Consider the following 25,345-nt stretch of genomic DNA (forward strand, 5'->3'; position numbering starts at 1 on the left):
AGGGAGGTAGGCTCCTTGATAGATGTTAATAACTTTGAATATATGAAAATTGGTTTAGCCTCACCTGACAAGATCCGCTCTTGGTCATTTGGTGAAGTGAAAAAGCCTGAAACGATTAACTATCGTACACTTAAGCCTGAAAAAGACGGTCTTTTCTGCGAGCGAATCTTCGGCCCGCAGAAAGACTGGGAATGTCACTGCGGTAAATACAAGCGCGTCCGTTACAAGGGCGTCGTTTGTGACCGCTGTGGTGTTGAAGTAACACGTGCAAAAGTCCGTCGTGAACGTATGGGTCACATCGAGCTTGCAGCACCTGTATCTCACATCTGGTACTTCAAAGGCATTCCAAGCCGCATGGGACTTGTTCTTGACATGTCACCACGTGCGCTTGAAGAAGTAATCTACTTTGCTTCATATGTAGTAACTGAAGCGGGAGACACTGCACTTGAAAAGAAACAGCTTCTATCAGAAAAGGAATACCGTGCGTACCGTGAAAAGTTCAGCGGCAAATTCCAGGCTGCAATGGGAGCTGAAGCAATCCGCAAGCTTCTTCAGGATTTAGATCTTGATAAAGAAGCGGAATCACTGAAAGAAGAATTGAAAACTGCTCAGGGGCAGCGTCGTACACGTGCGATTAAGCGTCTTGAAGTAGTAGAATCATTCCGTAACTCAGGCAACCTTCCTGACTGGATGATTCTTGATGTACTGCCTGTAATCCCGCCGGAACTTCGTCCGATGGTTCAGCTTGATGGTGGACGTTTCGCCACATCTGACCTGAATGACCTGTACCGCCGTGTGATCAATCGTAACAACCGTCTGAAGCGTCTATTGGACCTTGGTGCACCAAGCATCATCGTACAAAACGAGAAGCGTATGCTACAGGAAGCTGTAGATGCACTGATCGATAATGGCCGTCGCGGTCGTCCGGTTACAGGACCAGGTAACCGTCCATTGAAATCTCTTTCTCATATGCTGAAAGGGAAGCAGGGGCGTTTCCGTCAGAACCTTCTTGGTAAGCGTGTTGACTACTCAGGCCGTTCAGTTATCGTAGTTGGACCTAGCTTGAAAATGTATCAGTGCGGACTGCCGAAGGAAATGGCACTTGAACTATTCAAGCCTTTCGTCATGAAAGAGCTTGTTGAGCGCGGACTTGCGCATAATATTAAGAGTGCAAAACGTAAGATTGAACGTGTCCATGATGAAGTTTGGGACGTACTTGAAGATGTAATCAAGGAGCATCCGGTTCTTCTTAACCGAGCACCTACACTTCACCGTCTTGGTATCCAGGCATTCGAACCAACATTGGTTGAAGGCCGTGCGATCCGTCTTCACCCGCTCGTATGTACAGCTTATAACGCTGACTTTGACGGTGACCAGATGGCGGTTCACGTACCACTATCATCTGAAGCTCAGGCTGAAGCGCGTCTTCTTATGCTTGCTGCACAGAACATCCTTAATCCGAAGGACGGAAAGCCAGTTGTTACACCGTCTCAGGATATGGTACTTGGTAACTACTACCTGACACTAGAGCGTAAAGATGGTGTGGGTGAAGGTTCAGTATTCCACGATGCGGATGAAGTCCTTCTTGCATACCAGAATGGGTATGTTCACCTGCACACACGTATTGCGATCCATGCAGGCGCAGTAAACAAACCATCGTTTACGGAAGAACAAAGTAAGAAGCTGCTTCTGACAACTGTCGGAAAAGTGATCTTTAATGAAATTCTTCCTGAAGAGTTCGCTTATATTAATGAGCCGACAATGGAGAACCTTGAGGTAAATACACCTGATAAGTACTTCGTTGACCCGACGACTAATGTAAAAGAATACTTCAAATCAGCTGAGCTTGTAACACCGTTTAAGAAAGGGTTCCTTGGAAGCATCATTGCTGAAGTCTTCAAGCGATTCCACTTAACGGATACATCTAAAATGCTTGATAGCATGAAGAATCTTGGATTTAAGCACTCAACGCGTGCTGGTATCACAATTGGTATTGCTGATATCGTGGTACTTCCTGAAAAGCAGGAAATCCTTGACGATGCACAGCTGAAAGTAGATAAAGTCCAGAAGCAATTCCGTCGTGGTCTGATTACAGAAGAGGAACGCTATGAGCGTGTCATCTCAATCTGGTCAGCAGCGAAGGATGTTATCCAGGACAAGCTGATGCTTACACTCGACAGTCTGAATCCAATCTACATGATGAGTGATTCAGGTGCCCGTGGTAACGCATCTAACTTTACACAGCTTGCCGGTATGCGTGGTCTGATGGCCAACCCGGCTGGACGTATCATCGAGCTTCCGATCAAGTCAAGTTTCCGTGAAGGTCTGACAGTACTTGAGTACTTCATCTCTACACACGGTGCACGGAAAGGTCTTGCCGATACAGCACTGAAGACTGCCGATTCAGGTTACCTGACTCGCCGACTTGTAGACGTAGCACAGGATGTGATCGTCCGCGAAGAGGATTGCGGAACTGACCGTGGTCTACGCGTAAGCTCACTGAAAGATGGAACAGAAGTCATCGAAGCGCTTGAAGAGCGTCTAGAAGGCCGTTATTCAAACCAGACAGTCAAGCATCCTAAGACTGGAGAAATCTTTGTAAAACGCAACGAGTTGATTACAGAAGATATTGCCCGTCAGATTATTGACGCTGGTATCGAAGAAGTATCAATTCGTTCTGCATTCACTTGTAACACGCGTCATGGCGTATGTGAGAAGTGTTATGGTAAGAACCTTGCGACTGGTGAAAAAGTTGAAGTCGGCGAAGCAGTCGGTATCATCGCAGCCCAGTCAATCGGTGAGCCGGGTACACAGCTTACAATGCGTACATTCCACACAGGTGGTGTAGCAGGAGATGATATCACACAAGGTCTTCCGCGTATCCAGGAAATTTTCGAAGCGCGTAACCCGAAAGGTCAGGCTACGATTTCTGAAATTGATGGTGTCGTAACTGAGATCACAGAAGGTAAAGACCGTCAGCAGGATATTACAGTGAAAGGTGAAGTAGAAACAAAGACTTATTCTGCTCCTTACACTGCACGTCTGAAAGTAGCGGTTGATGATGTCATCGAACGCGGTCAGGTTCTGACAGAAGGTTCAATCGACCCGAAAGAACTGATCAAAATCCGTGACGTCTCTGCAGTTCAGGAATATCTGCTGAAAGAAGTACAAAAAGTATACCGTATGCAGGGTGTTGAAATCGGTGATAAGCACGTTGAAGTCATGGTTCGCCAGATGCTTCGCAAAGTACGTGTCATTGAAGCCGGAGAAACAGAACTGCTGCCAGGTTCACTGCTTGATGTACATCAGTTCATGGAAGCAAATCACCAGGTTCTGCTTGATGGTAAGCAACCGGCAACAGGCCGCCCGCTTATCCTGGGGATCACAAAAGCATCTCTTGAAACAGAATCATTCCTTTCAGCTGCATCATTCCAGGAAACAACTCGTGTCCTGACAGACGCAGCAATCAAAGGAAAGCGTGACGAGCTCCTTGGTCTGAAAGAAAATGTTATTATCGGTAAACTTGTTCCAGCCGGAACGGGTATGCAGCGCTATCGCCAGGCTGAGATCGAAAATGAAGACATTCCAAAGGAAGAACCAGTTTCCGTGGAATAATTCACAGCCTGTGAAAGCAAAAAGGTGGCGCCCTATGTGGCGTCACCTTTTTTCATCTATTATATTATGGAAATGTGCAATTGTTTTTTATAAAATACTAGCGGTTGATTGTAGTGGGGGACGGAGACTCCCGCCCCAGGAAGGGACAGGTGAGACCGTGTATGCGAAGCATGCAGGGGCTCACCGCCCGGGGCAGGAAAGCGGAGTCCCCCACGAAAATCAATAGCGGCTACAGGAAACCAGCTGATTCTCGCTAATATTTATAAAGACCCCGCAATTATTTACAAACGTTGTTGACAACCTATCAATGAGATGATAATATATTCAAGGTTGCTACTAATTAACAACCTGTTACTTTGGAGGATATGATTATGTCTTATGAAAAAGTATCACAGGCTAAACACATCGTTGTAGGATCCAAACAAGTTGTAAAGGCACTCAAAGCAGGGTCAGTCAGGGAAGTCATCGTTGCAGACGATGTCGACTCTCATGTTGTTGACCGGGTGCTACTCACCGCTGAAGAGATGAACGTAAACGTAACCCATGTGGATTCAATGAAGAAGCTGGGCAAAGCGTGCGGGATCGAGGTTGGTGCTGCTGCGGTAGCCATTACTATGTAAACATGTTTTTGCAGCAGAAGTTGCAAAGACTTTGTTTTTACCCTAAAATGAACCACCTGGATGTGTGGGCTTAAAATATTGAAGAAGGGAGGACATAAACATGCCTACTATTAACCAATTAGTGCGTAAGCCACGTCAATCAAAGAGCTCTAAGTCAGATTCACCGGCACTTAACAAAGGTTACAACAGCTTCAAGAAAAAAGCGACTAACCTTTCATCACCACAAAAGCGTGGTGTTTGTACTCGTGTTGGTACAATGACACCGAAGAAGCCGAACTCGGCACTTCGTAAATACGCTCGTGTGCGTCTTACTAACCAAATCGAGGTTACAGCATATATTCCTGGTATCGGGCACAACCTTCAAGAGCACAGTGTTGTTCTTATCCGTGGAGGACGTGTAAAGGATTTACCAGGGGTACGTTACCACATCGTACGTGGTGCGCTTGATACTGCTGGTGTAGATGGACGCCGTCAAGGACGTTCACTATACGGTACTAAGAGACCAAAACCACAAAAGTAATCGATATAATATAAAGAAGTTATTTTCCTATGAAAGGAGGAAATCACATGCCTCGTAAAGGTGCAGTTGCAAAACGTGATGTTTTACCGGATCCGATTCATAACTCGAAGCTGGTAACTCGTCTTGTAAACAAAATCATGATTGACGGAAAGAAAGGTACAGCTCAGCGTATCCTATATTCTGCTTTCGATATCGTTCAAGAACGTTCTGGGAAAGATGCTCTAGAAGTATTTGACCAGGCGCTTAAGAACATCATGCCAGTTCTTGAAGTACGTGCTCGTCGTGTCGGCGGAGCGAACTATCAGGTACCGGTTGAGGTGCGTCCAGAACGTCGTACTACACTTGGACTTCGCTGGTTAGTAAACTATGCGCGTCTTCGTGGAGAAAAGACGATGGAAGAGCGTCTTGCTAATGAAATTCTTGATGCAGCAAATAACACTGGCGCTTCAGTTAAGAAGCGTGAAGATATGCATAAAATGGCTGAAGCCAACAAAGCGTTTGCTCACTACCGCTGGTAAGATTCAGCATTTTATCAAACAAATCTCATTTAGTAGGAAGGAGAAAGACCAATGCCTAGAGAGTTCTCCTTAAAAAACACTCGTAATATCGGTATCATGGCTCACATCGATGCCGGTAAGACGACTGCTACGGAGCGTATCCTTTACTACACAGGCCGTATCCACAAGATCGGTGAAACGCACGAAGGTGCATCACAGATGGACTGGATGGAGCAGGAGCAGGAGCGTGGGATCACGATCACATCTGCTGCAACAACTGCTTCATGGAAGGGCCACCGTGTAAACATCATTGATACACCAGGACACGTAGACTTCACAGTAGAAGTTGAACGTTCACTGCGTGTACTTGATGGTGCTGTAGGTGTACTTGATGCCCAGTCGGGTGTTGAGCCGCAGACAGAAACTGTATGGCGTCAGGCCACAACATATGGTGTTCCTCGTATCGTATTCGTTAATAAAATGGATAAGATCGGGGCAGACTTCCTTTATTCTGTAGGAACACTTCACGACCGTCTTCAGGCTAATGCACATCCAATTCAACTGCCAATCGGTGCGGAAGATGAATTCGAAGGAATCATCGACCTTGTTGAAAATGTTGCATACTTCTATGAAGATGATCTTGGTACTCGTACCGAGCAGCGTGAAATTCCTGAAGAATACAAGGAACAGGCTGAAGAATACCGCGGAAAGCTAATTGAAGCGGCAGCAGATCTTGATGAAGATCTGATGATGAAATATCTTGAAGGTGAAGAAATCACAGTGGACGAGCTTAAAGCTGCAATCCGTAAAGGAACTTGTGACGTTGAATTCTATCCAGTAATCTGTGGTTCTGCTTTCAAAAACAAAGGCGTTCAGCTCCTGCTTGATGCAGTACTTGACTACCTTCCGTCACCACTTGATGTTAAGCCGATCACAGGACACATTCCTGAGTCAGAAGAAGAAATTGTTCGTCCTGCTAGCGACGAAGAGCCATTCTCTGCGCTTGCATTTAAAGTTATGACAGACCCTTATGTAGGTAAGCTTACATTCTTCCGTGTTTATTCTGGTGTGCTCCAGTCTGGATCATACGTACAGAATGCAACGAAAGGTAAGCGTGAGCGCGTAGGACGTATCCTGCAGATGCACGCTAACTCTCGTGAAGAAATTTCGGAAGTGTTTGCTGGAGATATCGCTGCTGCAGTTGGTCTTAAAGACACAACTACAGGGGACACACTATGTGACGAAAAGAGTCTTGTAATTCTTGAGTCTATGGAATTCCCTGAGCCGGTTATCTCTGTTGCGATCGAACCTAAGTCTAAAGCTGACCAGGACAAGATGTCTCAGGCGCTTCAGAAGCTTCAGGAAGAAGATCCAACATTCCACGCGCACACTGACCAGGAAACTGGCCAGACGATCATCGCAGGTATGGGTGAGCTTCACCTTGATATCCTTGTTGACCGTATGAAGCGTGAATTCAAAGTAGAAGCTAACGTGGGTGCTCCTCAGGTATCTTATCGTGAAACATTCCGCGGCTCTGCACAAGTTGAAGGGAAGTTCGTCCGCCAGTCTGGTGGTCGCGGACAGTTCGGTCACGTTAAGATCGAATTCTCTCCTAACGAAGAAGGAGCAGGCTTTGAATTTGAAAACGGCATCGTTGGGGGATCTGTACCACGTGAATACATTCCGGCTGTTCAGCAGGGTCTAGAAGACTCTCTTGACAACGGTGTACTTGCTGGTTACCCTCTAATCGACATCAAAGCGAGACTATACGATGGTTCATACCATGACGTTGACTCCTCTGAGATGGCGTTTAAGATTGCCGCATCTATGGCACTTAAAAATGCAGTTTCTAAGTGTAACCCGGTTCTTCTTGAGCCGCTAATGCGCGTAGAAGTTATGATCCCTGAAGAATACATGGGAGACATCATGGGAGACATTACAGCTCGCCGTGGACGCGTAGAAGGTATGTCTGCTCGCGGTAACACACAAATCGTTAAAGCATTTGTACCGCTTGCTGAAATGTTCGGTTACGCAACTTCACTTCGTTCTAACACGCAGGGACGTGGAACATTCTCAATGTTCTTCGATCACTACGAGGAAGTACCGAAGTCTGTGAGTGAAGAAATCATCAAAAAAAATAAAGGTGAATAATTGATTTCACCCTTACAATAAAGTATAACTACTTATGTAAGCTATGGTGACTCCTGGGACAGCTGTCTCAGGTTAAACCATATTTAAAAATAAAACTAATTAACTTTAATTATTTTAAGGAGGAATTCCGTAATGGCTAAGGAAAAATTCGACCGTTCGAAAACCCATGCTAATATTGGTACAATCGGACACGTTGACCATGGTAAAACAACTCTAACTGCTGCAATCACAACTGTACTTCACAAGAAATATGGTCGTGGATCTGCAATGGCATACGATCAAATCGATGGTGCTCCAGAAGAGCGCGAGCGCGGAATCACAATCTCAACTGCACACGTTGAGTACGAAACTGACTCACGTCACTATGCACACGTTGACTGCCCAGGACACGCTGACTATGTTAAGAACATGATCACTGGTGCTGCACAAATGGACGGCGGTATTCTTGTAGTATCTGCTGCTGATGGCCCAATGCCACAGACTCGTGAGCACATCCTTCTTTCTCGTCAGGTAGGTGTACCTTACCTTGTTGTATTCATGAACAAGTGTGACATGGTAGACGACGAAGAACTACTTGAACTAGTTGAAATGGAAATCCGTGACCTTCTTTCTGAGTACGATTTCCCTGGCGACGACATTCCAGTAATCAAAGGTTCTGCACTTAAAGCTCTTGAAGGAGAAGCTGAGTGGGAAGAGAAAATCTTCGAACTTATGGAAGCTGTAGACAGCTACATTCCAACTCCTGAGCGTGACACTGAAAAGCCATTCATGATGCCAGTTGAGGATGTATTCTCAATCACTGGTCGTGGTACAGTTGCTACTGGACGTGTTGAGCGAGGACAAGTTAAAGTTGGTGACGAAGTAGAAATCATCGGTCTTTCTGAAGAGCCGAAGAAAACTACTGTTACTGGTGTTGAAATGTTCCGTAAGCTTCTTGACTATGCAGAAGCTGGCGACAACATTGGCGCACTTCTTCGTGGGGTTTCTCGCGACGACATCAACCGTGGACAGGTTCTTGCTAAGCCAGGAACAATCACTCCACACACAAACTTCAAAGCTGAAGTTTATGTTCTATCAAAAGAAGAAGGTGGACGTCACACTCCATTCTTCACTAACTACCGCCCACAGTTCTACTTCCGTACTACGGACGTAACTGGCGTATGTAACCTTCCTGATGGAGTAGAAATGGTTATGCCTGGCGACAACATCGAAATGACTGTTGAGCTAATCTCTCCTATCGCAATCGAAGAAGGAACTAAGTTCTCTATTCGTGAAGGTGGACGTACAGTAGGCGCTGGCGTTGTAGCTTCTATCCAGAAGTAATTTCTGCCTGCGTAGATCCTGCATCCTTATGGGTGCAGGATTTTTTTGGTGCGGTGAAATTGATATATCGATATGAGCATACGGCTCAGCTGATAGAAATATAATTGATTCACGCCAGGAGATAATTGAATCAACAACATCCTTATTTGAATCAAAACGATCATTAATTGTATAAGCTCCCGGCATGATTGAACTTTTATATGTTAATTGATTCACCACTCACCTTTATTGGCTCACCTCTTTAATTATTTGATTCACTCTTCACAAAAATTGGCTCAACGTAAAATTTTCCCCACACCGACCAAATCCGCTACACTACTATAGTAGAAACACAACAATCCAACATCAAAAGGAGTACCCGACATGCAGCCATTCCATCTCTGGCTATCAGTCTATGACAGGCAGACTAAAAAACCGAATCGCAAAATCCAGCCGATTCTTCCGATTGTTATAAATGCTTACCAGGCGTCACTTAGCAATGTGGCCATCAATCAAAAAACAATCGTCAGTCTCACTGAAAAATCTCATCTCCATGAGCAATACATCTCTCAACTAAAACAATGGGAGAGAGAAGAGTACTTCACAATAGAAGAAAGACGATTCGGTCAAATGATCTCTAGAATCTTTCACTTAGACCAAAAAGCTTTAGCTGCCTTCCAAATCTTAAAAGAATATCAGGACCGGCTCGATCTGCACATGCCAACAAATGAGGATCTGCACTATCAGACATACTCTGCATTACTCAACACCAGAGAACAGCGAGGGGAGTCAAATCACCCCTGGGCAGAAGCAGCCTCGCAGCTAATTATTAAACATCAAAACCAATGAATTTTCTGCATATTCCCTTACCACTTGAAAGACAGCTGGATCGGTCTTATAATAGACAAAGTGTATTCGGAAAGTAATTTTGCAACAGGGGTTGCACAAATAAAATATTTTCTGTATAATATCTAATGTTGGTCTTTGACTTGCGATGATGCAGGAGGTTGCCGACACACCCGGCCGCTTTGCCATGGCTCGTGTGTGGGAAATTTCTGCGGAGAATGTCTATTCCTAAATAGGCGATAAAGGAGGGAAAATAATGGCAAAACAAAAAATCCGTATCCGTTTGAAAGCATATGATCACAGAATTCTGGATCAGTCTGCTGAGAAGATTGTAGAAACTGCAAAACGTTCAGGTGCTAGTGTTTCGGGTCCAATCCCGCTTCCTACTGAAAAGTCTGTTTACACAATTCTTCGTGCGGTCCACAAATATAAGGATGCTCGTGAGCAGTTTGAAATGCGCACACATAAGCGTCTAGTAGACATTGTGAACCCAACACCACAAACGGTAGATGCGCTTATGCGTCTTGATTTACCGTCTGGCGTTGACATCGAAATCAAACTTTAATCAACAAAAAATAAATTACTAAACATTATAGGAGGTGTGACTAATGACCAAAGGAATCTTAGGTAGAAAGATTGGAATGACTCAGGTTTTTGCTGAGAACGGCGATCTTATCCCAGTAACAGTAATCGAAGCTACTCCAAACGTAGTTCTTCAAAAGAAAGCTGTTGATACTGACGGATACGAATCAATCCAGATCGGTTTTGAAGACAAGCGCGAAAAGCTTGCTAACAAACCATCTAAAGGACATGCCGCTAAAGCTGAAACGGCTCCTAAGCGCTTCGTCCGTGAAATCCGCGGTATTGAGCTTGGTGAGTATGAGGTTGGTCAAGAAGTCAAGGTTGATATTTTCGCAGAAGGCGATGTAGTAGATGTAACAGGAGTATCGAAGGGTAAAGGTTTTCAGGGTGCAATCAAGCGTCACAACCAATCCCGCGGACCGATGACTCACGGTTCTCGTTACCACCGTCGTCCTGGTTCAATGGGTCCTGTTGATCCAAACCGCGTATTCAAAGGTAAATTACTACCTGGACGCATGGGCGGAGAAAAGATTACAGTTCAGAACCTTTCAATCGTAAAGGTTGATACTGAGCGTAACCTACTTCTTGTTAAAGGGAACGTTCCTGGCCCTAACAAGACACTTATCACAGTAAAAAGCGCGATTAAAGCGAAATAATAAACGTTAATCGGAAAGGAGGAAACAGGAATGCCTAAAGTATCCGTATTTAAACAGGATGGTTCACAAGCTGGTGATATCGAGCTTAACGAATCCATCTTCGGCATTGAGCCAAACAACGCAGTGATGTTCGAAACTGTACTGATGCAGCGTGCTGCACAGCGTCAGGGAACTCACAAAGTAAAAAATCGTTCTGAAGTAGCCGGCGGTGGTCGTAAGCCATGGCGTCAGAAGGGAACTGGACGTGCCCGTCAAGGTTCGATCCGTTCACCACAATGGCGTGGCGGTGGAGTCGTATTCGGCCCAACACCTCGCAGCTATAGCTATAAGCTTCCTAAAAAAGTTCGTCGTCTGGCGATCAAATCAGCTCTTTCAAGTAAAGTTGCTGAAGAAAACATCTTAGTTCTAGAGGCGCTTTCATTCGAATCGCCAAAAACAAAGGAATTTGCTTCAGTATTAAGCAGCCTTTCACTAGACAAGAAGGTCCTAGTAGTGACTGAAGGTCTTGACGAAAACGTTGCTCTATCTGGACGTAACATTCCAGGCGTAACAGTTATTTCTGCTACTGGCGTCAACGTACTTGATGTACTTGGCCACGATAAAGTGGTTATGACGAAAGGTGCAGTTCAAAAAGTAGAGGAGGTGCTTGCATAATGGATGCTCGCGATATTATTAAGCGCCCCGTAATTACTGAGCGTTCTTCAGACCTTATGGGTGAGAAGAAGTACACGTTCGAAGTCGACACTCGTGCGAACAAAACACAAGTGAAAGACGCAATCCAGGAAATCTTTGGTGTGGATGTTGAGAAAGTAAACATCATGAACTACAAAGGTAAATTCAAGCGCATGGGACGTTACACTGGTTATACTAACAAGCGTCGCAAAGCAATTGTAACCCTGACAGAAGATAGCAAAGAAATCGAATTTTTTGAGGTTTAATATAAACCGATAAATAGAAGAGGAGGGAACAGACATGGCGATTAAAAAGTACAAACCTACCTCTAATGGTCGTCGCGGCATGACAGCTTCTGACTTTGCTGAAATTACAACAAGCAAGCCGGAAAAATCACTTCTTGCGCCTATTAAGCGTAAAGGTGGCCGTAACAACCAGGGTAAGTTAACAGTTCGTCATCAAGGTGGAGGCCATAAGCGCCAATACCGTGTCATCGATTTCGCTCGTACGAAAGATGGCATTCCAGGACGCGTTGCTACGATCGAATACGATCCAAACCGTTCAGCAAACATTGCACTAATCAACTACGTTGATGGTGAGAAGCGTTATATCCTAGCTCCTAAAGGACTAGTAGTAGGCATGGAAATCATGTCAGGTCCTGAAGCGGACATCAAAACAGGTAACGCACTTCCACTAGTAAACATCCCAGTGGGTACTGTTATTCACAACATCGAGCTTAAGCCTGGTAAAGGTGGTCAGCTAGTACGTTCAGCTGGTACATCTGCACAGGTTTTAGGTAAAGAAGGTAAATACGTTCTTGTACGTCTTAACTCAGGCGAAACACGTATGATCCTTGCAACTTGCCGTGCGACTGTAGGACAAGTTGGTAACGAACAGCACGAACTAATCAACATTGGTAAAGCAGGACGTTCACGCTGGTTAGGCAAGCGCCCAACTGTACGTGGTTCTGTAATGAACCCGAATGATCACCCACACGGTGGTGGTGAAGGTAAAGCGCCAATCGGTCGTAAATCACCAATGTCACCATGGGGTAAACCAACTCTTGGTTACAAGACTCGTAAGAAGACAAACAAGTCCGATAAGTTTATCGTACGTCGTCGTAAAAAATAACGGGATTGAGCTACGGTTCATCAAACGGGCCGTAGGGCAATCACGAAGGGAGGTTCCAATATGGGTCGCAGCTTGAAAAAAGGACCTTTTGTGGACGATCATCTAATGTCAAAAGTTGAGAAGCTTAATGAAACAGACAAGAAGCAGGTTGTTAAAACTTGGTCTCGTCGTTCTACAATCTTCCCTAACTTCATCGGTCATACAATTGCAGTATACGATGGACGCAAACACGTACCGGTTTACGTGACAGAAGACATGGTTGGTCATAAACTAGGTGAATTCGCACCAAGCCGTACGTATAAAGGTCACGCAAGTGACGATAAGAAAACAAGACGCTAATTGAGAGGAGGCTATCCTAATGCAAGCAAAAGCTGTTGCAAACACAGTTCGTATTGCTCCTCGTAAAGTACGCCTAGTAGCAGATTTAATCCGCGGTAAGCAGGTTGGCGAAGCGGTGGCTATCTTAAACCACACACCACGCGCTGCATCACCAGTGATCGAGAAAGTATTAAAATCTGCTGTAGCGAACGCTGAGCATAATTACGACATGGACATCAACAACCTTGTGATTTCTGAAGCATATGTTAACGAAGGACCAACACTTAAACGTTTCCGTCCTCGTGCACAAGGTCGTGCAAGTGCTATTAATAAACGTACAAGCCACATTACAATCGTGGTATCTGAAAAGAAGGAGGGATAACACGTGGGTCAAAAAGTACATCCAATAGGACTCCGTATCGGAATCATCCGTGACTGGGAATCAAAATGGTTCGCAGGCAAAGACTACGCAGACTTACTTCATGAAGACCTTAAAGTACGTGACTACATCGAAGGTCGTCTGAAAGAAGCATCTGTATCAAAAGTAGAAATCGAACGTGCGGCTAACCGCATTAACATCACAATTCACACTGCTAAGCCAGGTATGGTTATCGGTAAAGGTGGTACTGAAGTCGAAGCACTTCGTAAAGACCTTACTAAGATCACTGGCAAGCGAGTTCACATCAACATCGTTGAAATCAAACGCGCTGATCTTGATGCAAAACTTGTAGGTGAAAACATTGCACGTCAACTGGAAAACCGTGTGTCATTCCGTCGTGCTCAAAAGCAATCAATCCAACGCACAATGCGTGCTGGCGCTAAAGGGATCAAAACGCAAGTGTCTGGTCGTCTAGGCGGAGCAGACATCGCGCGTGCTGAACATTACAGTGAAGGTACTGTTCCACTGCATACTCTTCGTGCTGACATCGATTACGCTCACGTTGAAGCGGATACTACGTATGGTAAGCTCGGAGTTAAAGTATGGATCTACCGTGGAGAAGTTCTTCCTACCAAGAACCACAAGAAATCCGAGGAAGGAGGAAACTAATCATGTTATTACCTAAACGCGTTAAATATCGTCGTGTACACCGTGGAAAGATGCGCGGACAGGCAAAAGGCGGTACTGAAGTAAGCTTTGGTGAATACGGCCTGCAAGCTCTTGAAGCTAGCTGGATCACTAACCGTCAGATCGAGTCTGCTCGTATCGCGATGACACGTTACATGAAACGTGGCGGTAAAGTATGGATTAAAATCTTCCCACACAAGCCTTACACTAAGAAACCTCTAGAAGTCCGAATGGGTTCCGGTAAAGGGGCACCAGAAGGATGGGTAGCAGTTGTAAAGCCGGGTAAGATTATGTTCGAAATCGCCGGAGTATCAGAAGAGGTTGCTCGTGAAGCACTTCGTCTTGCATCTCACAAACTTCCGATTAAGACTAAGTTTGTAAAACGAGAAGAAATTGGTGGTGAATCAAATGAAAGCTAATGAAATTCGTGACCTAACCACTGCTGAAATTGAACAAAAAGTAAAATCTTTGAAGGAAGAGCTATTTAACCTTCGTTTCCAACTGGCTACAGGTCAACTTGAAAACACAGCTCGCATCCGTCAAGTACGAAAAGCCATTGCTCGCATGAAAACCGTGATTCGTGAAAGAGAAATTGGCGCTAACAACTGATAACTGAGAGGAGGTTTGCAGCATGAGTGAACGCAATCAGCGTAAAGTTTACACTGGCCGTGTTGTTTCGGACAAAATGGACAAAACAATCACAGTGCTTGTTGAAACGCAAAAGAAACATTCACTTTATGGCAAACGAGTAAAGTACTCTAAGAAGTACAAAGCTCACGATGAACAAAACCAAGCCAAAACTGGCGACATTGTTCGTATTATGGAAACTCGTCCGCTTTCAGCAACAAAACGTTTCCGTCTAGTGGAAGTCGTAGAAGAAGCGGTTATTATCTAATATATTGTTCGGAAATGTAATTCCGAAGGGAGGTAACCTACATGATTCAACAGGAATCACGTTTAAAAGTAGCTGATAACTCTGGTGCACGTGAAGTGTTAACCATTAAAGTTCTTGGAGGTTCAGGCCGCAAGACTGCTAATATTGGTGATGTGATCGTTTGTACAGTGAAACAAGCAACACCAGGAGGCGTTGTTAAAAAGGGTGAAGTTGTAAGAGCGGTAATCGTTCGTACAAAGAGCGGCGTTCGTCGTAAAGATGGTACGTACATCAAGTTCGATGAGAATGCTTGTGTCATCATCCGTGACGACAAAGGCCCTCGTGGAACTCGTATCTTCGGACCGGTTGCTCGTGAGCTTCGTGACAGCAACTTCATGAAGATTGTTTCTCTAGCACCAGAAGTTCTTTAATTGATAATCAACCACCGTATCAAGGAGGTGCGACAGGATGCACGTTAAAAAAGGCGATAAAGTTATGGTTATTTCCGGTAAAGACAAAGGCAAGACAGGTACAATTCTTGCTACTTCTCCGAAAACTGACCGCGTAATTGTTGAAGGTGTGAACATCGTCAAGAAACATTCAAAACCTTCACAGATGAATCCACAAGGTGGAATCTCTAACATGGAAGCAGCGATTCACGTATCAAACGTGATGCTGATCGATCCGAAAACAAACGAACCAACTCGTGTTGGTTACAAAGTTGAGGACGGTAAAAAAGTACGTATTGCTAAAAAATCAGGTGAATCTTTAGATAAATAGTTAATGAAGAGGGGAGGTACTCAAGCATGAACCGCCTAAAAGAAAAGTTCAATAATGAAATCACACCTGCTCTAGTTAAGAAGTTCGATTACACTTCTGTAATGCAGGTGCCAAAAATCGATAAAATCGTAATCAACATGGGTGTTGGTGAAGCAGTACAAAACACTAAATCACTAGATACAGCTGTAGAGGAGCTTACAACAATCACTGGTCAAAAGCCTTTGATTACAAAAGCTAAGAAATCTATCGCAGGCTTCCGTCTTCGTGAAGGTATGCCAATCGGTGCGAAAGTAACACTTCGCGGCGAGCGTATGTATGACTTCCTAGACAAGCTAATCTCTGTATCACTTCCACGTGTACGTGACTTCCGCGGGGTATCTAAAAAGTCTTTCGACGGTCGCGGTAACTACACTCTTGGAGTTAAAGAACAGCTTATCTTCCCAGAGATCGATTATGACAAAGTGAACAAAGTACGTGGCATGGACATCGTAATTGTAACGACAGCTAACTCAGACGAAGAGTCTCGTGAGCTTCTGACACAATTCGGCATGCCATTCCAAAAGTAATCTCTATAAAAGGGAGGCATAAACGTGGCTAAAAAATCAATGATTGCGAAACAACAGCGCAAGCAAAAATTTAAAGTACAAGAGTATACACGTTGCGAACGTTGCGGACGTCCACACTCAGTACTACGCAAATTCAAGCTTTGCCGTATTTGTTTCCGTGAACTAGCATACAAGGGTCAAATTCCTGGCGTTAAGAAAGCCAGCTGGTAATACCCGATTTTGGGAAGGAGGTAAATTAATATGACAATGACAGATCCAATCGCAGATCTTCTGACACGCATCCGTAATGCGAATCAGGTACGTCACGAGAAGCTAGAGGTTCCTGCTTCTAACATGAAAAAAGAAATCGCAGAAATCCTTAAGCGTGAAGGTTTCATCCGTGACGTTGAATATATCGAGGACAGCAAGCAGGGTATCATTCGCATCTTCCTTAAGTATGGTGCAAACAATGAGCGTGTTATCACTGGCCTTAAGCGTATTTCAAAACCAGGTCTTCGTGTCTACGCAAAAGCTGATGAGCTTCCACGCGTACTAAACGGCCTTGGAATTGCAATCGTATCTACTTCAACTGGCGTTGTAACTGACAAAGAAGCTCGCGCTAAACAAGTGGGCGGAGAAGTTCTAGCATACGTCTGGTAATATTTTTTAATCGAAAGAGAGGTGCAACAAAATGTCTCGTGTAGGAAAAAAACCAATTGAGGTACCTTCTGACGTAACATTAACTTTTGACGGTTCACATGTTACTGCTAAAGGACCTAAAGGTGAACTTTCATTCACTTTTAACTCAGAAATGAAATTCGAGCAGGAAGGCAGCACACTTACAGTTGTCCGTCCTTCTGATTCAAAAGAACACCGTACAATCCACGGTACTACTCGTGCGATCTTAAACAACATGATCCAGGGTGTAGCAACAGGATTCGAACGTAGCCTTGAGCTTATCGGGGTTGGATATCGTGCACAGAAACAAGGTAACAAACTTGTTCTTAACGTAGGATACTCACACCCAGTTGAGATCACACCGGAAGAAGGAATCGAAATTGAAGTTCCTTCAAACACAAAGGTTACAATCAAAGGTGCTAGCAAAGAGCGCGTAGGCGCACTAGCTGCAAACATCCGTGACGTTCGTCCTCCAGAGCCTTACAAAGGTAAAGGAATCCGTTACGAAGGCGAATATGTTCGTCGTAAAGAAGGTAAAACAGGTAAATAATGCCGCTTAGGCGCATGAAAGGAGTGACCTTGATTGATTACTAAAGTTGACAAGAATGCGGTACGTAAAAAACGTCATGCACGTGTTCGTACAACGATCACGGGAACTGAATCTCGTCCGCGTTTGAATGTTTACCGTTCAAACAAGCACATCTACGCTCAGCTTATCGATGATACAAATGGCGTAACATTAGCTGCAGCATCTTCTAAAGAGCTTGGACTTGAAGGTGGCGGAAACGTCGAGGCTGCACAAAAAGTGGGCGAAGCAATCGCTACACGCGCAGTAGAAAAAGGAATGAAATCAGTCGTATTTGACCGTGGAGGATATCTTTACCACGGCCGCGTGAAAGCTCTTGCTGAAGCTGCACGTGAAAACGGACTTGAATTTTAATAGAAAAAGGAGGGACAATCCAGATGCGTCGCATTGATCCAAACAAACTTGAACTTGAAGAACGCGTAGTTACGATTAACCGTGTCGCTAAGGTTGTTAAAGGTGGCCGCCGCTTCCGTTTCTCTGCTCTAGTAGTAGTAGGAGACAAGAATGGCCATGTAGGTTTCGGTACAGGTAAAGCCCAAGAGGTTCCTGATGCGATCCGTAAAGCAATCGAAGACGCGAAGAAAAATCTGATTGAAGTACCAATGGTTGAAGGAACTACTCCTCATCTTGTTACAGGCCGCTTCGGAGCAGGCTCAATCTTAATCAAACCAGCATCTCCTGGTACAGGAATCATCGCTGGTGGACCAGTTCGTGCGGTACTTGAACTTGCAGGTGTCCACGACATTCTTTCAAAATCACTAGGTTCTAACACACCAATCAACATGGTTCGCGCCACTCTTGACGGCCTTAAGCAGCTTAAGCGTGCAGAAGACGTTGCTAAGCTACGTGGTAAGTCAGTGGAAGAACTGTTAGGATAAGGAGGGATAAGTGATGGCAAATAAACTAGCAATTACCCTCACTCGCAGCGTGATCGGACGCAGTAAAGATCAGCGTGCAACAGTTCAGGCTCTTGGTCTTCGTAAGACTAACCAGACTGTTGAACAGCAGGATAACGAAGCTATTCGCGGAATGATCAATAAAGTGTCTCACCTGGTATCAGTTAAAGAAATCTAATTTCATGTTTATCAACAAGGAGGTGCCACTATGAAACTTCATGAGTTAAAACCTGCAGAAGGATCTCGCAAAGAGCGCAATCGCGTTGGCCGCGGAATCGGTTCTGGTAATGGTAAAACTTCAGGTAAAGGTCACAAAGGTCAAAACGCCCGTTCAGGCGGAGGCGTAAGACCAGGCTTTGAAGGTGGACAGAACCCATTAGCACGTCGTCTTCCAAAGCGTGGATTCACAAACATCCACCGCAAGGAATTTGCGATTGTTAATCTGGACACACTTAACCGTTTTGACGAAGGTACGGAAGTAACTCCGGAACTTCTAATCGAAACTGGAGTAGTAAGCAAAGAATTAGCAGGAATCAAGATCCTTGCTAAAGGTAACGTAGAGAAGAAGCTGACTGTTAAAGCTCACAAATTCTCTTCTGCTGCTAAAGAAGCAATTGAAGCTGCCGGCGGAACAACTGAGGTGGTTTAATGTTTCGGACAATCTCCAATTTTATGCGCGTGGGTGATATAAGAAATAAAATTATTTTCACCCTTTTAATGTTGGTGGTCTTTAGGATCGGAACTTTCATTCCAGTTCCGGGTGTAGATGCACAAGTTCTTCAGGCACAGGATGAAATGGCCGGCCTGATTGGATTTATGAATACATTCGGTGGTGGAGCATTAATCAACTTCTCGATCCTGGCGATGGGCATCATGCCGTACATCACGGCCTCCATCATTGTTCAGCTTTTGCAAATGGACGTTGTACCGAAATTTGCTGAGTGGTCCAAACAGGGAGATGTTGGACGTCGTAAGCTGACTCAGTTTACTCGTTACTTTACGATTGTACTGGCATTTATCCAGGCAATCGGAATGTCTTATGGCTTTAATCGTATGTATGGCGGATCACTGATCCCTGATACATCGGTTACAACGTACATGCTAATCGCAGTCGTACTGACAGCCGGGACAGCCTTTTTAATGTGGTTAGGAGAGCAGATCACAGCAAAAGGTGTTGGAAATGGTATTTCCATCATCATCTTTGCAGGTATCGTGGCCGCTATTCCTAATGGCGTTAATCAGTTATATGCACAACAGATTGAAGGTGCGGGGGAACAGCTTTTCCTGAACATCGTCATTCTGGTATTACTGGCACTTGCGGTTGTAGCAATCACTGTTGGCGTTATCTTCGTTCAACAGGCATTGCGTAAAATCCCGGTTCAGTATGCAAAGCGTGTAGGTGGCAAGAATGCACCGGCAACGGGCGGACAGTCATCACACATTCCATTGAAAGTGAATGCTGCAGGGGTAATTCCGGTTATCTTCGCGATTTCCTTTATAATTACACCGCAGACACTCGTAACTTTCTTTGGCCAGAACAACATTACAACAACGATTCAGGAAGTGTTTGATTACACACAGCCAATCGGTATGACGATTTACGTTGCACTGATCGTTGCGTTCACGTATTTCTACGCATTCATTCAGGTGAATCCGGAGAATATGGCAGAAAACCTTAAAAAACAAGGTGGTTATATCCCAGGGATCCGACCTGGACAGGCGACTCAGGATTACCTGACAAGCGTTCTTTACCGTTTAACTTTCGTAGGAGCGATTTTCCTTTCAGTAATTTCAATCCTGCCAATCTTCTTCATTAATCTTGCAGGTCTTCCACAATCGGTTCAAATCGGCGGTACAAGCCTATTGATCGTTGTAGGGGTTGCGCTTGAGACAATGAAGCAGCTTGAAGCACAGCTGGTAAAACGGAACTATAAAGGGTTCATGAGATAATCACATGGTTTTGGGGTGAGAGCCCTGAAGCCCATCGTAAATGAGGGGGCTTACTTGTGAATATTGTTTTAATGGGATTACCTGGTGCCGGTAAAGGCACACAGGCTGAAAGAATTATTGAAAAATATAATATTCCTCATATATCAACAGGGGATATGTTCCGTGCAGCAATTAAGAACGGAACCGAACTTGGATTGAAGGCAAAATCGTACATGGATCAGGGTGACCTGGTACCGGACGAAGTAACGATCGGTATTGTTCGTGAACGATTAAGCAATGACGATTGCCAAGAAGGGTTTCTGTTAGATGGATTCCCGAGAACAGTGGCACAGGCCGATGCGCTTGATGCATTACTCAAAGACCTTGGCAAAGAACTTGACTATGTTCTAAACATTAAGGTGGAAAAAGAAGAACTGATGACGCGTCTTACCGGCCGTTGGATTTGTAAGACCTGCGGTGCGACGTATCACACAGTATTCAACCCTCCTGCAGTAGAAGGTAAATGTGATAAAGACGGTGGAGAGCTTTACCAGCGTGAAGATGACAAACCTGAAACTGTTAAAAATCGTTTAGATGTTAATATGAAGCAAACTCAGCCGCTTCTTGACTTCTACAGTCAAAAAGGCGTGCTCAGAGACATTGACGGCCAGCAGGATATCAATAAGGTATTCACTGACGTTGATGAATTGCTTGGGGGCCTTCGCTAATGATCATTTGCAAGACTCCTCGCGAGATTGAGATCATGCGCGAAGCAGGCAAGATCGTTGCGTTAACCCATCAGGAGCTGCAAAAGCATATAGCGCCTGGAATCACAACGAAGGAACTTGATGAGATTGCTGACCGGTTCATCCGTCAGCATGACGCGGTTCCATCCTTCAAAGGATACAACGGTTTTAGCGGAAGCATTTGTGCCTCTGTAAATGAAGAACTCGTACATGGGATCCCAGGTAACCGAAAGCTTGAGGACGGCGACATTATCAGTATTGATATTGGCGCAAAGTACAAAGGCTATCACGGTGACTCAGCCTGGACTTATCCAGTAGGGGAGATTCCACTAGAGACACAGAAGCTGCTTGAAGTCACGGAAGAGTCACTCTACCGTGGCTTGGAAGAAGCGAAACCGGGTGTTCGTCTATCGAACATCTCTCATGCTGTTCAAACGTATGCTGAAGAAAACGGTTTTTCAATCGTACGGGAGTATGTGGGGCACGGTGTAGGGCAAGACTTACATGAGGCACCGCAAATTCCTCATTTTGGTCCGCCTGATAAGGGACCTCGCCTGAAGCCCGGCATGGTACTAGCGGTTGAACCGATGGTGAATGCAGGAAGTCGCTACGTCAAGACACTTGCTGATAACTGGACAGTCGTAACAGTTGATGGTAAAATGTGTGCGCACTTTGAACACACGATTGCGATCACGGAAGAAGGTTACGAAATCCTGACAAGAACCTGATTGAAGGTGATCCTTTTTGTTTGAATCCGATTCGCCCCCCGGGATAGGGCAAATTGTGCAGGTGAACAAGGGCCGCGATACTGGAGTATATGCGGTTGTCATTCATCGGTTAGATGAAAAGTTTGTTTTGATTGCGGACGGTGAAAACCGGAAGTTTGACCGGCCCAAAAAGAAAAACATCCATCATTTGACTTCATGCGACTATGTATCCCCTGAAGTTCAAAATAGTATATCCGAAACAGGGCGTGTGACAAACGGAAAGCTGCGTCATGCAGTACAGACATTTGTCAGCACTCTGTAAGATTGATAAAGAAGGGAGATTTGTTCGATGGCGAAAGACGATGTTATCGAAATTGAAGGCACCGTTGCTGAAACTTTGCCTAATGCAATGTTTAAGGTAGAATTAGAAAATGGTCACACTGTGCTTGCACACGTGTCAGGCAAAATTCGTATGCACTTCATTCGAATCCTGCCAGGCGACAGAGTAACTGTGGAGTTATCTCCATACGATCTGACTCGCGGCCGTATCACTTACCGTTACAAATAATCTTTTGCACTCCGAACCACTAAGGAGGTTTAGATAAGATGAAAGTCAGACCATCTGTTAAGCCAATCTGCGAAAAGTGTAAAGTCATCCGCAGAAAAGGTAAAGTAATGGTGATTTGCGAAAATCCTAAACACAAACAAAAACAAGGCTAATAATGAAGGAGGTGCTCATGTAAATGGCACGTATTGCTGGAGTAGATATCCCTCGCGATAAGCGCGTTGTGATTTCTCTAACGTATATCTTTGGTATCGGTAAATCAACTGCAAGTCAAATCCTTAAAGATGCTGGTGTTTCTGAAGACACTCGCGTTCGTGATCTGACTGAAGATGAACTTAATAAAATCCGTGAAATCCTGGACAGCTACAAAGTGGAAGGTGACCTTCGTCGTGAAACGTCACTTAACATTAAGCGTCTAATGGAAATCGGTTCATACCGTGGTCTTCGCCACCGTCGTGGTCTTCCTGTAAGAGGACAGCACACGAAAAATAACGCACGTACTCGTAAAGGTCCTCGTAAGACTGTAGCGAACAAGAAAAAATAATTAGGTAAAGGAGGTTACTTCCTACAATGGCACGTAAACAACAAACTCGTAAGCGTCGTGTGAAAAAGAATATCGAAGCTGGTATTGCACACATCCGCTCAACTTTTAACAATACAATCGTGATGATTACAGATACGCAGGGTAATGCAATTGCATGGTCAAGTGCTGGTGCACTAGGTTTCCGCGGATCTCGTAAGTCTACTCCATTCGCAGCGCAAATGGCTGCTGAAACAGCAGCTAAAGCTTCAATGGAACACGGACTAAGAACTCTAGAAGTAACAGTAAAAGGTCCTGGTGCAGGTCGTGAAGCGGCTATCCGCGCACTACAAGCTGCAGGTCTTGACGTAACAGCAATCAAAGACGTAACGCCAGTACCTCATAATGGCTGCCGCCCGCCAAAGCGTCGCCGTGTTTAATTTTTCTGTATAAGATCGGCTGATTCTGGTTTATACTGGAAGAGGCGTTTCCTTCTTACAGAAAAGATAGATCCAGTTGTAAAGCACAATGGGAACCGTAAACATGGGGAATTTCGGAATACATTCCGGGATTTCGACGTTTTGAAGGAGGGTAAATTTGAATGATCGAAATTGAAAAGCCAAAAATCGAAACGGTTGAGATCAGCGATGATGCCAAGTACGGAAAATTCGTTGTAGAGCCACTTGAGCGTGGGTATGGTACAACATTGGGTAACTCCTTGCGTCGTATCCTATTATCTTCACTTCCTGGTGCAGCAGTAACATCAATTCAGATTGATAGCGTACTGCACGAATTTTCAACGATCGAAGGCGTCGTAGAAGATGTCACAACAGTTGTAATGAATATCAAGAAACTGGCATTGAAGATCTATTCAGATGAAGAAAAAACATTGGAAATCGATGTTCAGGGTGATGGACAGGTAACTGCGGCCGATATTACTCATGACAGTGATGTAGAGATTCTTAACCCGGATCTATATATCGCAACTGTGGGCAAAAACGGTCACCTTCGCATGCGTTTAACTGCATCAAGAGGACGCGGATACACACCAGCAGACCAGAACAAGCGTGAAGATTTACCAATTGGAGTGATTCCGGTTGATTCAATCTACACACCTGTTTCCCGTGTGAACTATCAGGTTGAAAACACTCGTGTTGGTCAGCTGACGAACTTCGATAAGCTTTCACTTGATGTCTGGACAGACGGAAGCATTGGCCCGAAAGAAGCTATTGCTCTAGGTGCTAAGATTCTGACTGAACACCTTAATATTTTCGTTGGATTAACGAACGAAGCACAGCATGCAGAAATCATGGTAGAAAAAGAAGAAGATCAGAAAGAGAAAGTATTGGAGATGACAATCGAAGAACTTGATCTGTCTGTTCGCTCTTACAACTGCCTGAAGCGTGCAGGAATCAACACAGTCCAGGAACTGGCTAATAAGTCAGAAGAGGATATGATGAAAGTGCGTAACCTTGGACGTAAATCCCTTGAAGAAGTTAAGGCTAAATTAGATGAACTTGGGTTAGGCCTTCGCAAAGAAGACTAATTGACCGATAGAACAGAATTTTAATAAAGGAGGGAACCCTTCATGGCTTACAGAAAGTTAGGACGTACAAGCTCTCAGCGTAAAGCACTTCTTCGTGACCTTACAACTGACCTTATCGTCAACGAACGTATTGAAACAACTGAAGCTCGCGCGAAAGAACTTCGCTCAACAGTAGAAAAAATGATCACACTTGGTAAACGTGGTGACCTGCACGCACGTCGTCAGGCAGCTGCTTTCATCCGTCGCGATCAGGCAACTGTTAAGAACGAAGAAGGCGAAGAGTCTACAGTCTATGCTCTTCAAAAACTTTTCAACGATGTAGCACCTCGTTACACTGAACGTCAAGGTGGATACACTCGTATCATGAAAGTTGGTCCTCGTCGCGGAGACGGCGCACCAATGGTAATCATCGAATTAGTATAATTCAGATTACACACTGAGAGGGCGGAGCCTAACTGCTCTCGCCCTCTTTGTTTAATGATTCATACGACACGCAAAAAGCAGAGCGCTACGATGGGCAGGTCAGCCTGTCCCGTCTAGCTCTAAGCACCTCATTCATCCATCGTCACAATGGAGACGGAAATATATAAGCCACAAACTTGCGCATTTCCTTGAATGAGGTGCGCGCTTTTTTTGTATTAAGCTATGTTAAACTCAGGGGAGAGTTTGATGGAGTTTAGTATAAAAAGTTTATTAGTGAGTAAAAACAAGAATTGACCTTCGCTCCAGGCGGATGCTTTCCACTACGATCAATTCTCTGGATATGATTTTAAATATATAGATAACAAACTCAGGTATTCTCGTATATAAGAAGTAAGCTAACTATAAATGAAAGCTCAGCTGATGATTGGAGCGTAAGGCGGCGACTCCTGCGGCAGGAAGGAGCTGGTGAGATCAAGCATGGCGAAGCCTGCGAGCTCACCGTTCCGGCCGCGGAAAGCGTCCGCCTGAAGCGGAAATCAGCAGCGATTCTTAAAAGAAAGACTCTTTAACAATT

At 44.7% G+C, this 25,345-nt stretch carries 38 protein-coding genes; all 38 read left to right on the top strand.

Features of this window, described 5'->3' with window-relative positions; translation table 11 throughout:
* The first annotated feature begins 15 nt into the window (after positions 1-15).
* The 38 genes from rpoC (at position 16) to rplQ (ending at position 24,771) form a co-directional block, all read left to right on the top strand.
* On the top strand, positions 16-3,615 hold the full coding sequence (gene rpoC / locus LG330_RS00725) for a DNA-directed RNA polymerase subunit beta' (protein WP_404406743.1): 3,600 nt from the start codon (positions 16-18) through the stop codon (positions 3,613-3,615).
* Between the two features lie 371 nt (positions 3,616-3,986).
* Complete coding sequence (locus tag LG330_RS00730; RefSeq protein WP_039806264.1) at positions 3,987-4,235, top strand: 50S ribosomal protein L7ae-like protein; 249 nt, start codon at positions 3,987-3,989, stop codon at positions 4,233-4,235.
* Positions 4,236-4,335: 100 nt separating this feature from the next.
* The gene (rpsL, locus tag LG330_RS00735; protein WP_039806265.1) at positions 4,336-4,755 is read left to right on the top strand and encodes a 30S ribosomal protein S12; all 420 of its coding nucleotides are present in this window, start codon (positions 4,336-4,338) and stop codon (positions 4,753-4,755) included.
* A gap of 47 nt (positions 4,756-4,802) precedes the next feature.
* Positions 4,803-5,273, top strand: a complete 471-nt coding sequence (gene rpsG, locus LG330_RS00740; protein WP_039806267.1) for a 30S ribosomal protein S7 — start codon at positions 4,803-4,805, stop codon at positions 5,271-5,273.
* A gap of 51 nt (positions 5,274-5,324) precedes the next feature.
* The gene (gene fusA, locus LG330_RS00745; protein WP_404406746.1) at positions 5,325-7,403 is read left to right on the top strand and encodes an elongation factor G; all 2,079 of its coding nucleotides are present in this window, start codon (positions 5,325-5,327) and stop codon (positions 7,401-7,403) included.
* A 132-nt stretch (positions 7,404-7,535) separates the two neighbouring features.
* A complete protein-coding gene (gene tuf / locus LG330_RS00750) occupies positions 7,536-8,726 on the top strand; it encodes an elongation factor Tu (protein ID WP_404406748.1) in 1,191 nt (396 codons plus the stop codon).
* Between the two features lie 363 nt (positions 8,727-9,089).
* Positions 9,090-9,554, top strand: coding sequence for a hypothetical protein (locus tag LG330_RS00755; RefSeq protein ID WP_404406750.1), 465 nt, complete (start codon positions 9,090-9,092; stop codon positions 9,552-9,554).
* Positions 9,555-9,807: 253 nt separating this feature from the next.
* Complete coding sequence (rpsJ, locus tag LG330_RS00760) at positions 9,808-10,116, top strand: 30S ribosomal protein S10 (RefSeq protein ID WP_039806276.1); 309 nt, start codon at positions 9,808-9,810, stop codon at positions 10,114-10,116.
* Between the two features lie 43 nt (positions 10,117-10,159).
* The gene (gene rplC / locus LG330_RS00765; protein WP_404406752.1) at positions 10,160-10,789 is read left to right on the top strand and encodes a 50S ribosomal protein L3; all 630 of its coding nucleotides are present in this window, start codon (positions 10,160-10,162) and stop codon (positions 10,787-10,789) included.
* A 30-nt stretch (positions 10,790-10,819) separates the two neighbouring features.
* Positions 10,820-11,443, top strand: coding sequence for a 50S ribosomal protein L4 (gene rplD / locus LG330_RS00770; protein ID WP_404406754.1), 624 nt, complete (start codon positions 10,820-10,822; stop codon positions 11,441-11,443).
* The gene (gene rplW / locus LG330_RS00775; RefSeq protein WP_374098234.1) at positions 11,443-11,727 is read left to right on the top strand and encodes a 50S ribosomal protein L23; all 285 of its coding nucleotides are present in this window, start codon (positions 11,443-11,445) and stop codon (positions 11,725-11,727) included. Before rplD ends, rplW begins: the two co-directional genes overlap by 1 nt.
* A gap of 34 nt (positions 11,728-11,761) precedes the next feature.
* On the top strand, positions 11,762-12,592 hold the full coding sequence (gene rplB, locus LG330_RS00780) for a 50S ribosomal protein L2 (RefSeq protein WP_041120838.1): 831 nt from the start codon (positions 11,762-11,764) through the stop codon (positions 12,590-12,592).
* A 60-nt stretch (positions 12,593-12,652) separates the two neighbouring features.
* A complete protein-coding gene (rpsS, locus tag LG330_RS00785) occupies positions 12,653-12,931 on the top strand; it encodes a 30S ribosomal protein S19 (protein ID WP_039806285.1) in 279 nt (92 codons plus the stop codon).
* A gap of 19 nt (positions 12,932-12,950) precedes the next feature.
* Positions 12,951-13,292, top strand: a complete 342-nt coding sequence (gene rplV / locus LG330_RS00790; RefSeq protein WP_039806287.1) for a 50S ribosomal protein L22 — start codon at positions 12,951-12,953, stop codon at positions 13,290-13,292.
* 3 nt (positions 13,293-13,295) lie between these two features.
* Positions 13,296-13,958, top strand: a complete 663-nt coding sequence (rpsC, locus tag LG330_RS00795; RefSeq protein WP_404406757.1) for a 30S ribosomal protein S3 — start codon at positions 13,296-13,298, stop codon at positions 13,956-13,958.
* Positions 13,959-13,960: 2 nt separating this feature from the next.
* Positions 13,961-14,395, top strand: coding sequence for a 50S ribosomal protein L16 (gene rplP, locus LG330_RS00800; protein ID WP_404406759.1), 435 nt, complete (start codon positions 13,961-13,963; stop codon positions 14,393-14,395).
* On the top strand, positions 14,385-14,585 hold the full coding sequence (gene rpmC / locus LG330_RS00805) for a 50S ribosomal protein L29 (protein WP_039806292.1): 201 nt from the start codon (positions 14,385-14,387) through the stop codon (positions 14,583-14,585). Before rplP ends, rpmC begins: the two co-directional genes overlap by 11 nt.
* A 22-nt stretch (positions 14,586-14,607) precedes the next feature.
* On the top strand, positions 14,608-14,871 hold the full coding sequence (gene rpsQ / locus LG330_RS00810) for a 30S ribosomal protein S17 (RefSeq protein ID WP_039806294.1): 264 nt from the start codon (positions 14,608-14,610) through the stop codon (positions 14,869-14,871).
* 41 nt (positions 14,872-14,912) lie between these two features.
* Positions 14,913-15,281, top strand: coding sequence for a 50S ribosomal protein L14 (rplN, locus tag LG330_RS00815; protein ID WP_039806296.1), 369 nt, complete (start codon positions 14,913-14,915; stop codon positions 15,279-15,281).
* A gap of 37 nt (positions 15,282-15,318) precedes the next feature.
* On the top strand, positions 15,319-15,630 hold the full coding sequence (gene rplX / locus LG330_RS00820; RefSeq protein ID WP_404406762.1) for a 50S ribosomal protein L24: 312 nt from the start codon (positions 15,319-15,321) through the stop codon (positions 15,628-15,630).
* A gap of 26 nt (positions 15,631-15,656) precedes the next feature.
* Entirely contained in the window at positions 15,657-16,196 is a 540-nt protein-coding gene (gene rplE, locus LG330_RS00825) for a 50S ribosomal protein L5 (protein ID WP_404406764.1), read from the top strand.
* Between the two features lie 24 nt (positions 16,197-16,220).
* Positions 16,221-16,406, top strand: coding sequence for a 30S ribosomal protein S14 (gene rpsN / locus LG330_RS00830; protein WP_036787751.1), 186 nt, complete (start codon positions 16,221-16,223; stop codon positions 16,404-16,406).
* A gap of 30 nt (positions 16,407-16,436) precedes the next feature.
* A complete protein-coding gene (gene rpsH, locus LG330_RS00835) occupies positions 16,437-16,835 on the top strand; it encodes a 30S ribosomal protein S8 (RefSeq protein ID WP_039806304.1) in 399 nt (132 codons plus the stop codon).
* 31 nt (positions 16,836-16,866) lie between these two features.
* Positions 16,867-17,403 carry a 50S ribosomal protein L6 gene (gene rplF, locus LG330_RS00840; RefSeq protein WP_404406767.1) on the top strand — a complete coding sequence of 179 codons (537 nt, stop codon included), beginning with the start codon at positions 16,867-16,869 and terminating at the stop codon, positions 17,401-17,403.
* A 33-nt stretch (positions 17,404-17,436) separates the two neighbouring features.
* Positions 17,437-17,793, top strand: coding sequence for a 50S ribosomal protein L18 (rplR, locus tag LG330_RS00845; RefSeq protein ID WP_404406769.1), 357 nt, complete (start codon positions 17,437-17,439; stop codon positions 17,791-17,793).
* Between the two features lie 23 nt (positions 17,794-17,816).
* Complete coding sequence (gene rpsE, locus LG330_RS00850) at positions 17,817-18,317, top strand: 30S ribosomal protein S5 (protein ID WP_404406771.1); 501 nt, start codon at positions 17,817-17,819, stop codon at positions 18,315-18,317.
* A 13-nt stretch (positions 18,318-18,330) separates the two neighbouring features.
* Entirely contained in the window at positions 18,331-18,513 is a 183-nt protein-coding gene (gene rpmD, locus LG330_RS00855) for a 50S ribosomal protein L30 (protein ID WP_039806311.1), read from the top strand.
* 30 nt (positions 18,514-18,543) lie between these two features.
* Positions 18,544-18,984, top strand: a complete 441-nt coding sequence (rplO, locus tag LG330_RS00860; RefSeq protein WP_134382727.1) for a 50S ribosomal protein L15 — start codon at positions 18,544-18,546, stop codon at positions 18,982-18,984.
* Positions 18,984-20,285, top strand: a complete 1,302-nt coding sequence (gene secY / locus LG330_RS00865; RefSeq protein ID WP_404406774.1) for a preprotein translocase subunit SecY — start codon at positions 18,984-18,986, stop codon at positions 20,283-20,285. Before rplO ends, secY begins: the two co-directional genes overlap by 1 nt.
* Before the next feature lie 56 nt (positions 20,286-20,341).
* A complete protein-coding gene (locus LG330_RS00870; protein WP_374098240.1) occupies positions 20,342-20,992 on the top strand; it encodes an adenylate kinase in 651 nt (216 codons plus the stop codon).
* Positions 20,992-21,738, top strand: coding sequence for a type I methionyl aminopeptidase (map, locus tag LG330_RS00875; RefSeq protein WP_404406776.1), 747 nt, complete (start codon positions 20,992-20,994; stop codon positions 21,736-21,738). Before LG330_RS00870 ends, map begins: the two co-directional genes overlap by 1 nt.
* A gap of 55 nt (positions 21,739-21,793) precedes the next feature.
* Positions 21,794-22,039, top strand: coding sequence for an RNA-binding protein (locus tag LG330_RS00880; RefSeq protein WP_404406778.1), 246 nt, complete (start codon positions 21,794-21,796; stop codon positions 22,037-22,039).
* 27 nt (positions 22,040-22,066) lie between these two features.
* A complete protein-coding gene (gene infA, locus LG330_RS00885; protein WP_039806323.1) occupies positions 22,067-22,285 on the top strand; it encodes a translation initiation factor IF-1 in 219 nt (72 codons plus the stop codon).
* Positions 22,286-22,323: 38 nt separating this feature from the next.
* Positions 22,324-22,437, top strand: coding sequence for a 50S ribosomal protein L36 (gene rpmJ / locus LG330_RS00890; RefSeq protein ID WP_003156543.1), 114 nt, complete (start codon positions 22,324-22,326; stop codon positions 22,435-22,437).
* 23 nt (positions 22,438-22,460) lie between these two features.
* Positions 22,461-22,826, top strand: coding sequence for a 30S ribosomal protein S13 (rpsM, locus tag LG330_RS00895; protein WP_039806325.1), 366 nt, complete (start codon positions 22,461-22,463; stop codon positions 22,824-22,826).
* A 26-nt stretch (positions 22,827-22,852) separates the two neighbouring features.
* Positions 22,853-23,242 carry a 30S ribosomal protein S11 gene (rpsK, locus tag LG330_RS00900; RefSeq protein WP_039806328.1) on the top strand — a complete coding sequence of 130 codons (390 nt, stop codon included), beginning with the start codon at positions 22,853-22,855 and terminating at the stop codon, positions 23,240-23,242.
* A gap of 161 nt (positions 23,243-23,403) precedes the next feature.
* Positions 23,404-24,348: a DNA-directed RNA polymerase subunit alpha gene (locus tag LG330_RS00905; protein WP_404406781.1), complete on the top strand. Its 945-nt coding sequence runs from the start codon at positions 23,404-23,406 to the stop codon at positions 24,346-24,348.
* Between the two features lie 42 nt (positions 24,349-24,390).
* Positions 24,391-24,771: a 50S ribosomal protein L17 gene (gene rplQ, locus LG330_RS00910; protein ID WP_039806331.1), complete on the top strand. Its 381-nt coding sequence runs from the start codon at positions 24,391-24,393 to the stop codon at positions 24,769-24,771.
* Positions 24,772-25,345 lie beyond the last annotated feature (574 nt).

Source organism: Jeotgalibacillus malaysiensis (assembly GCF_044789845.1).
In the GTDB taxonomy this organism is placed as follows: domain Bacteria; phylum Bacillota; class Bacilli; order Bacillales; family Jeotgalibacillaceae; genus Jeotgalibacillus; species Jeotgalibacillus malaysiensis_A.

Bases quoted from the DNA above. Each gene is read 5' to 3' on its own strand.
- rplE (WP_404406764.1), top strand. From the start codon at position 15,657: ATGAACCGCCTAAAAGAAAAGTTCAATAATGAAATCACACCTGCTCTA.
- map (WP_404406776.1), top strand. From the start codon at position 20,992: ATGATCATTTGCAAGACTCCTCGCGAGATTGAGATCATGCGCGAAGCA.
- rplC (WP_404406752.1), top strand. From the start codon at position 10,160: ATGACCAAAGGAATCTTAGGTAGAAAGATTGGAATGACTCAGGTTTTT.
- rpsL (WP_039806265.1), top strand. From the start codon at position 4,336: ATGCCTACTATTAACCAATTAGTGCGTAAGCCACGTCAATCAAAGAGC.
- rplX (WP_404406762.1), top strand. From the start codon at position 15,319: ATGCACGTTAAAAAAGGCGATAAAGTTATGGTTATTTCCGGTAAAGAC.
- rplO (WP_134382727.1), top strand. From the start codon at position 18,544: ATGAAACTTCATGAGTTAAAACCTGCAGAAGGATCTCGCAAAGAGCGC.
- rpmD (WP_039806311.1), top strand. From the start codon at position 18,331: ATGGCAAATAAACTAGCAATTACCCTCACTCGCAGCGTGATCGGACGC.
- rplW (WP_374098234.1), top strand. From the start codon at position 11,443: ATGGATGCTCGCGATATTATTAAGCGCCCCGTAATTACTGAGCGTTCT.
- rpmC (WP_039806292.1), top strand. From the start codon at position 14,385: ATGAAAGCTAATGAAATTCGTGACCTAACCACTGCTGAAATTGAACAA.
- infA (WP_039806323.1), top strand. From the start codon at position 22,067: ATGGCGAAAGACGATGTTATCGAAATTGAAGGCACCGTTGCTGAAACT.
- rplV (WP_039806287.1), top strand. From the start codon at position 12,951: ATGCAAGCAAAAGCTGTTGCAAACACAGTTCGTATTGCTCCTCGTAAA.
- rpsK (WP_039806328.1), top strand. From the start codon at position 22,853: ATGGCACGTAAACAACAAACTCGTAAGCGTCGTGTGAAAAAGAATATC.
- tuf (WP_404406748.1), top strand. From the start codon at position 7,536: ATGGCTAAGGAAAAATTCGACCGTTCGAAAACCCATGCTAATATTGGT.
- rpsS (WP_039806285.1), top strand. From the start codon at position 12,653: ATGGGTCGCAGCTTGAAAAAAGGACCTTTTGTGGACGATCATCTAATG.
- secY (WP_404406774.1), top strand. From the start codon at position 18,984: ATGTTTCGGACAATCTCCAATTTTATGCGCGTGGGTGATATAAGAAAT.
- rplQ (WP_039806331.1), top strand. From the start codon at position 24,391: ATGGCTTACAGAAAGTTAGGACGTACAAGCTCTCAGCGTAAAGCACTT.
- rplP (WP_404406759.1), top strand. From the start codon at position 13,961: ATGTTATTACCTAAACGCGTTAAATATCGTCGTGTACACCGTGGAAAG.
- rpsE (WP_404406771.1), top strand. From the start codon at position 17,817: ATGCGTCGCATTGATCCAAACAAACTTGAACTTGAAGAACGCGTAGTT.
- fusA (WP_404406746.1), top strand. From the start codon at position 5,325: ATGCCTAGAGAGTTCTCCTTAAAAAACACTCGTAATATCGGTATCATG.
- LG330_RS00905 (WP_404406781.1), top strand. From the start codon at position 23,404: ATGATCGAAATTGAAAAGCCAAAAATCGAAACGGTTGAGATCAGCGAT.
- LG330_RS00730 (WP_039806264.1), top strand. From the start codon at position 3,987: ATGTCTTATGAAAAAGTATCACAGGCTAAACACATCGTTGTAGGATCC.
- rpsQ (WP_039806294.1), top strand. From the start codon at position 14,608: ATGAGTGAACGCAATCAGCGTAAAGTTTACACTGGCCGTGTTGTTTCG.
- rplD (WP_404406754.1), top strand. From the start codon at position 10,820: ATGCCTAAAGTATCCGTATTTAAACAGGATGGTTCACAAGCTGGTGAT.
- rpsG (WP_039806267.1), top strand. From the start codon at position 4,803: ATGCCTCGTAAAGGTGCAGTTGCAAAACGTGATGTTTTACCGGATCCG.
- rpmJ (WP_003156543.1), top strand. From the start codon at position 22,324: ATGAAAGTCAGACCATCTGTTAAGCCAATCTGCGAAAAGTGTAAAGTC.
- rplB (WP_041120838.1), top strand. From the start codon at position 11,762: ATGGCGATTAAAAAGTACAAACCTACCTCTAATGGTCGTCGCGGCATG.
- rplF (WP_404406767.1), top strand. From the start codon at position 16,867: ATGTCTCGTGTAGGAAAAAAACCAATTGAGGTACCTTCTGACGTAACA.
- rplN (WP_039806296.1), top strand. From the start codon at position 14,913: ATGATTCAACAGGAATCACGTTTAAAAGTAGCTGATAACTCTGGTGCA.
- rpsJ (WP_039806276.1), top strand. From the start codon at position 9,808: ATGGCAAAACAAAAAATCCGTATCCGTTTGAAAGCATATGATCACAGA.
- rpsH (WP_039806304.1), top strand. From the start codon at position 16,437: ATGACAATGACAGATCCAATCGCAGATCTTCTGACACGCATCCGTAAT.
- LG330_RS00755 (WP_404406750.1), top strand. From the start codon at position 9,090: ATGCAGCCATTCCATCTCTGGCTATCAGTCTATGACAGGCAGACTAAA.
- rpsM (WP_039806325.1), top strand. From the start codon at position 22,461: ATGGCACGTATTGCTGGAGTAGATATCCCTCGCGATAAGCGCGTTGTG.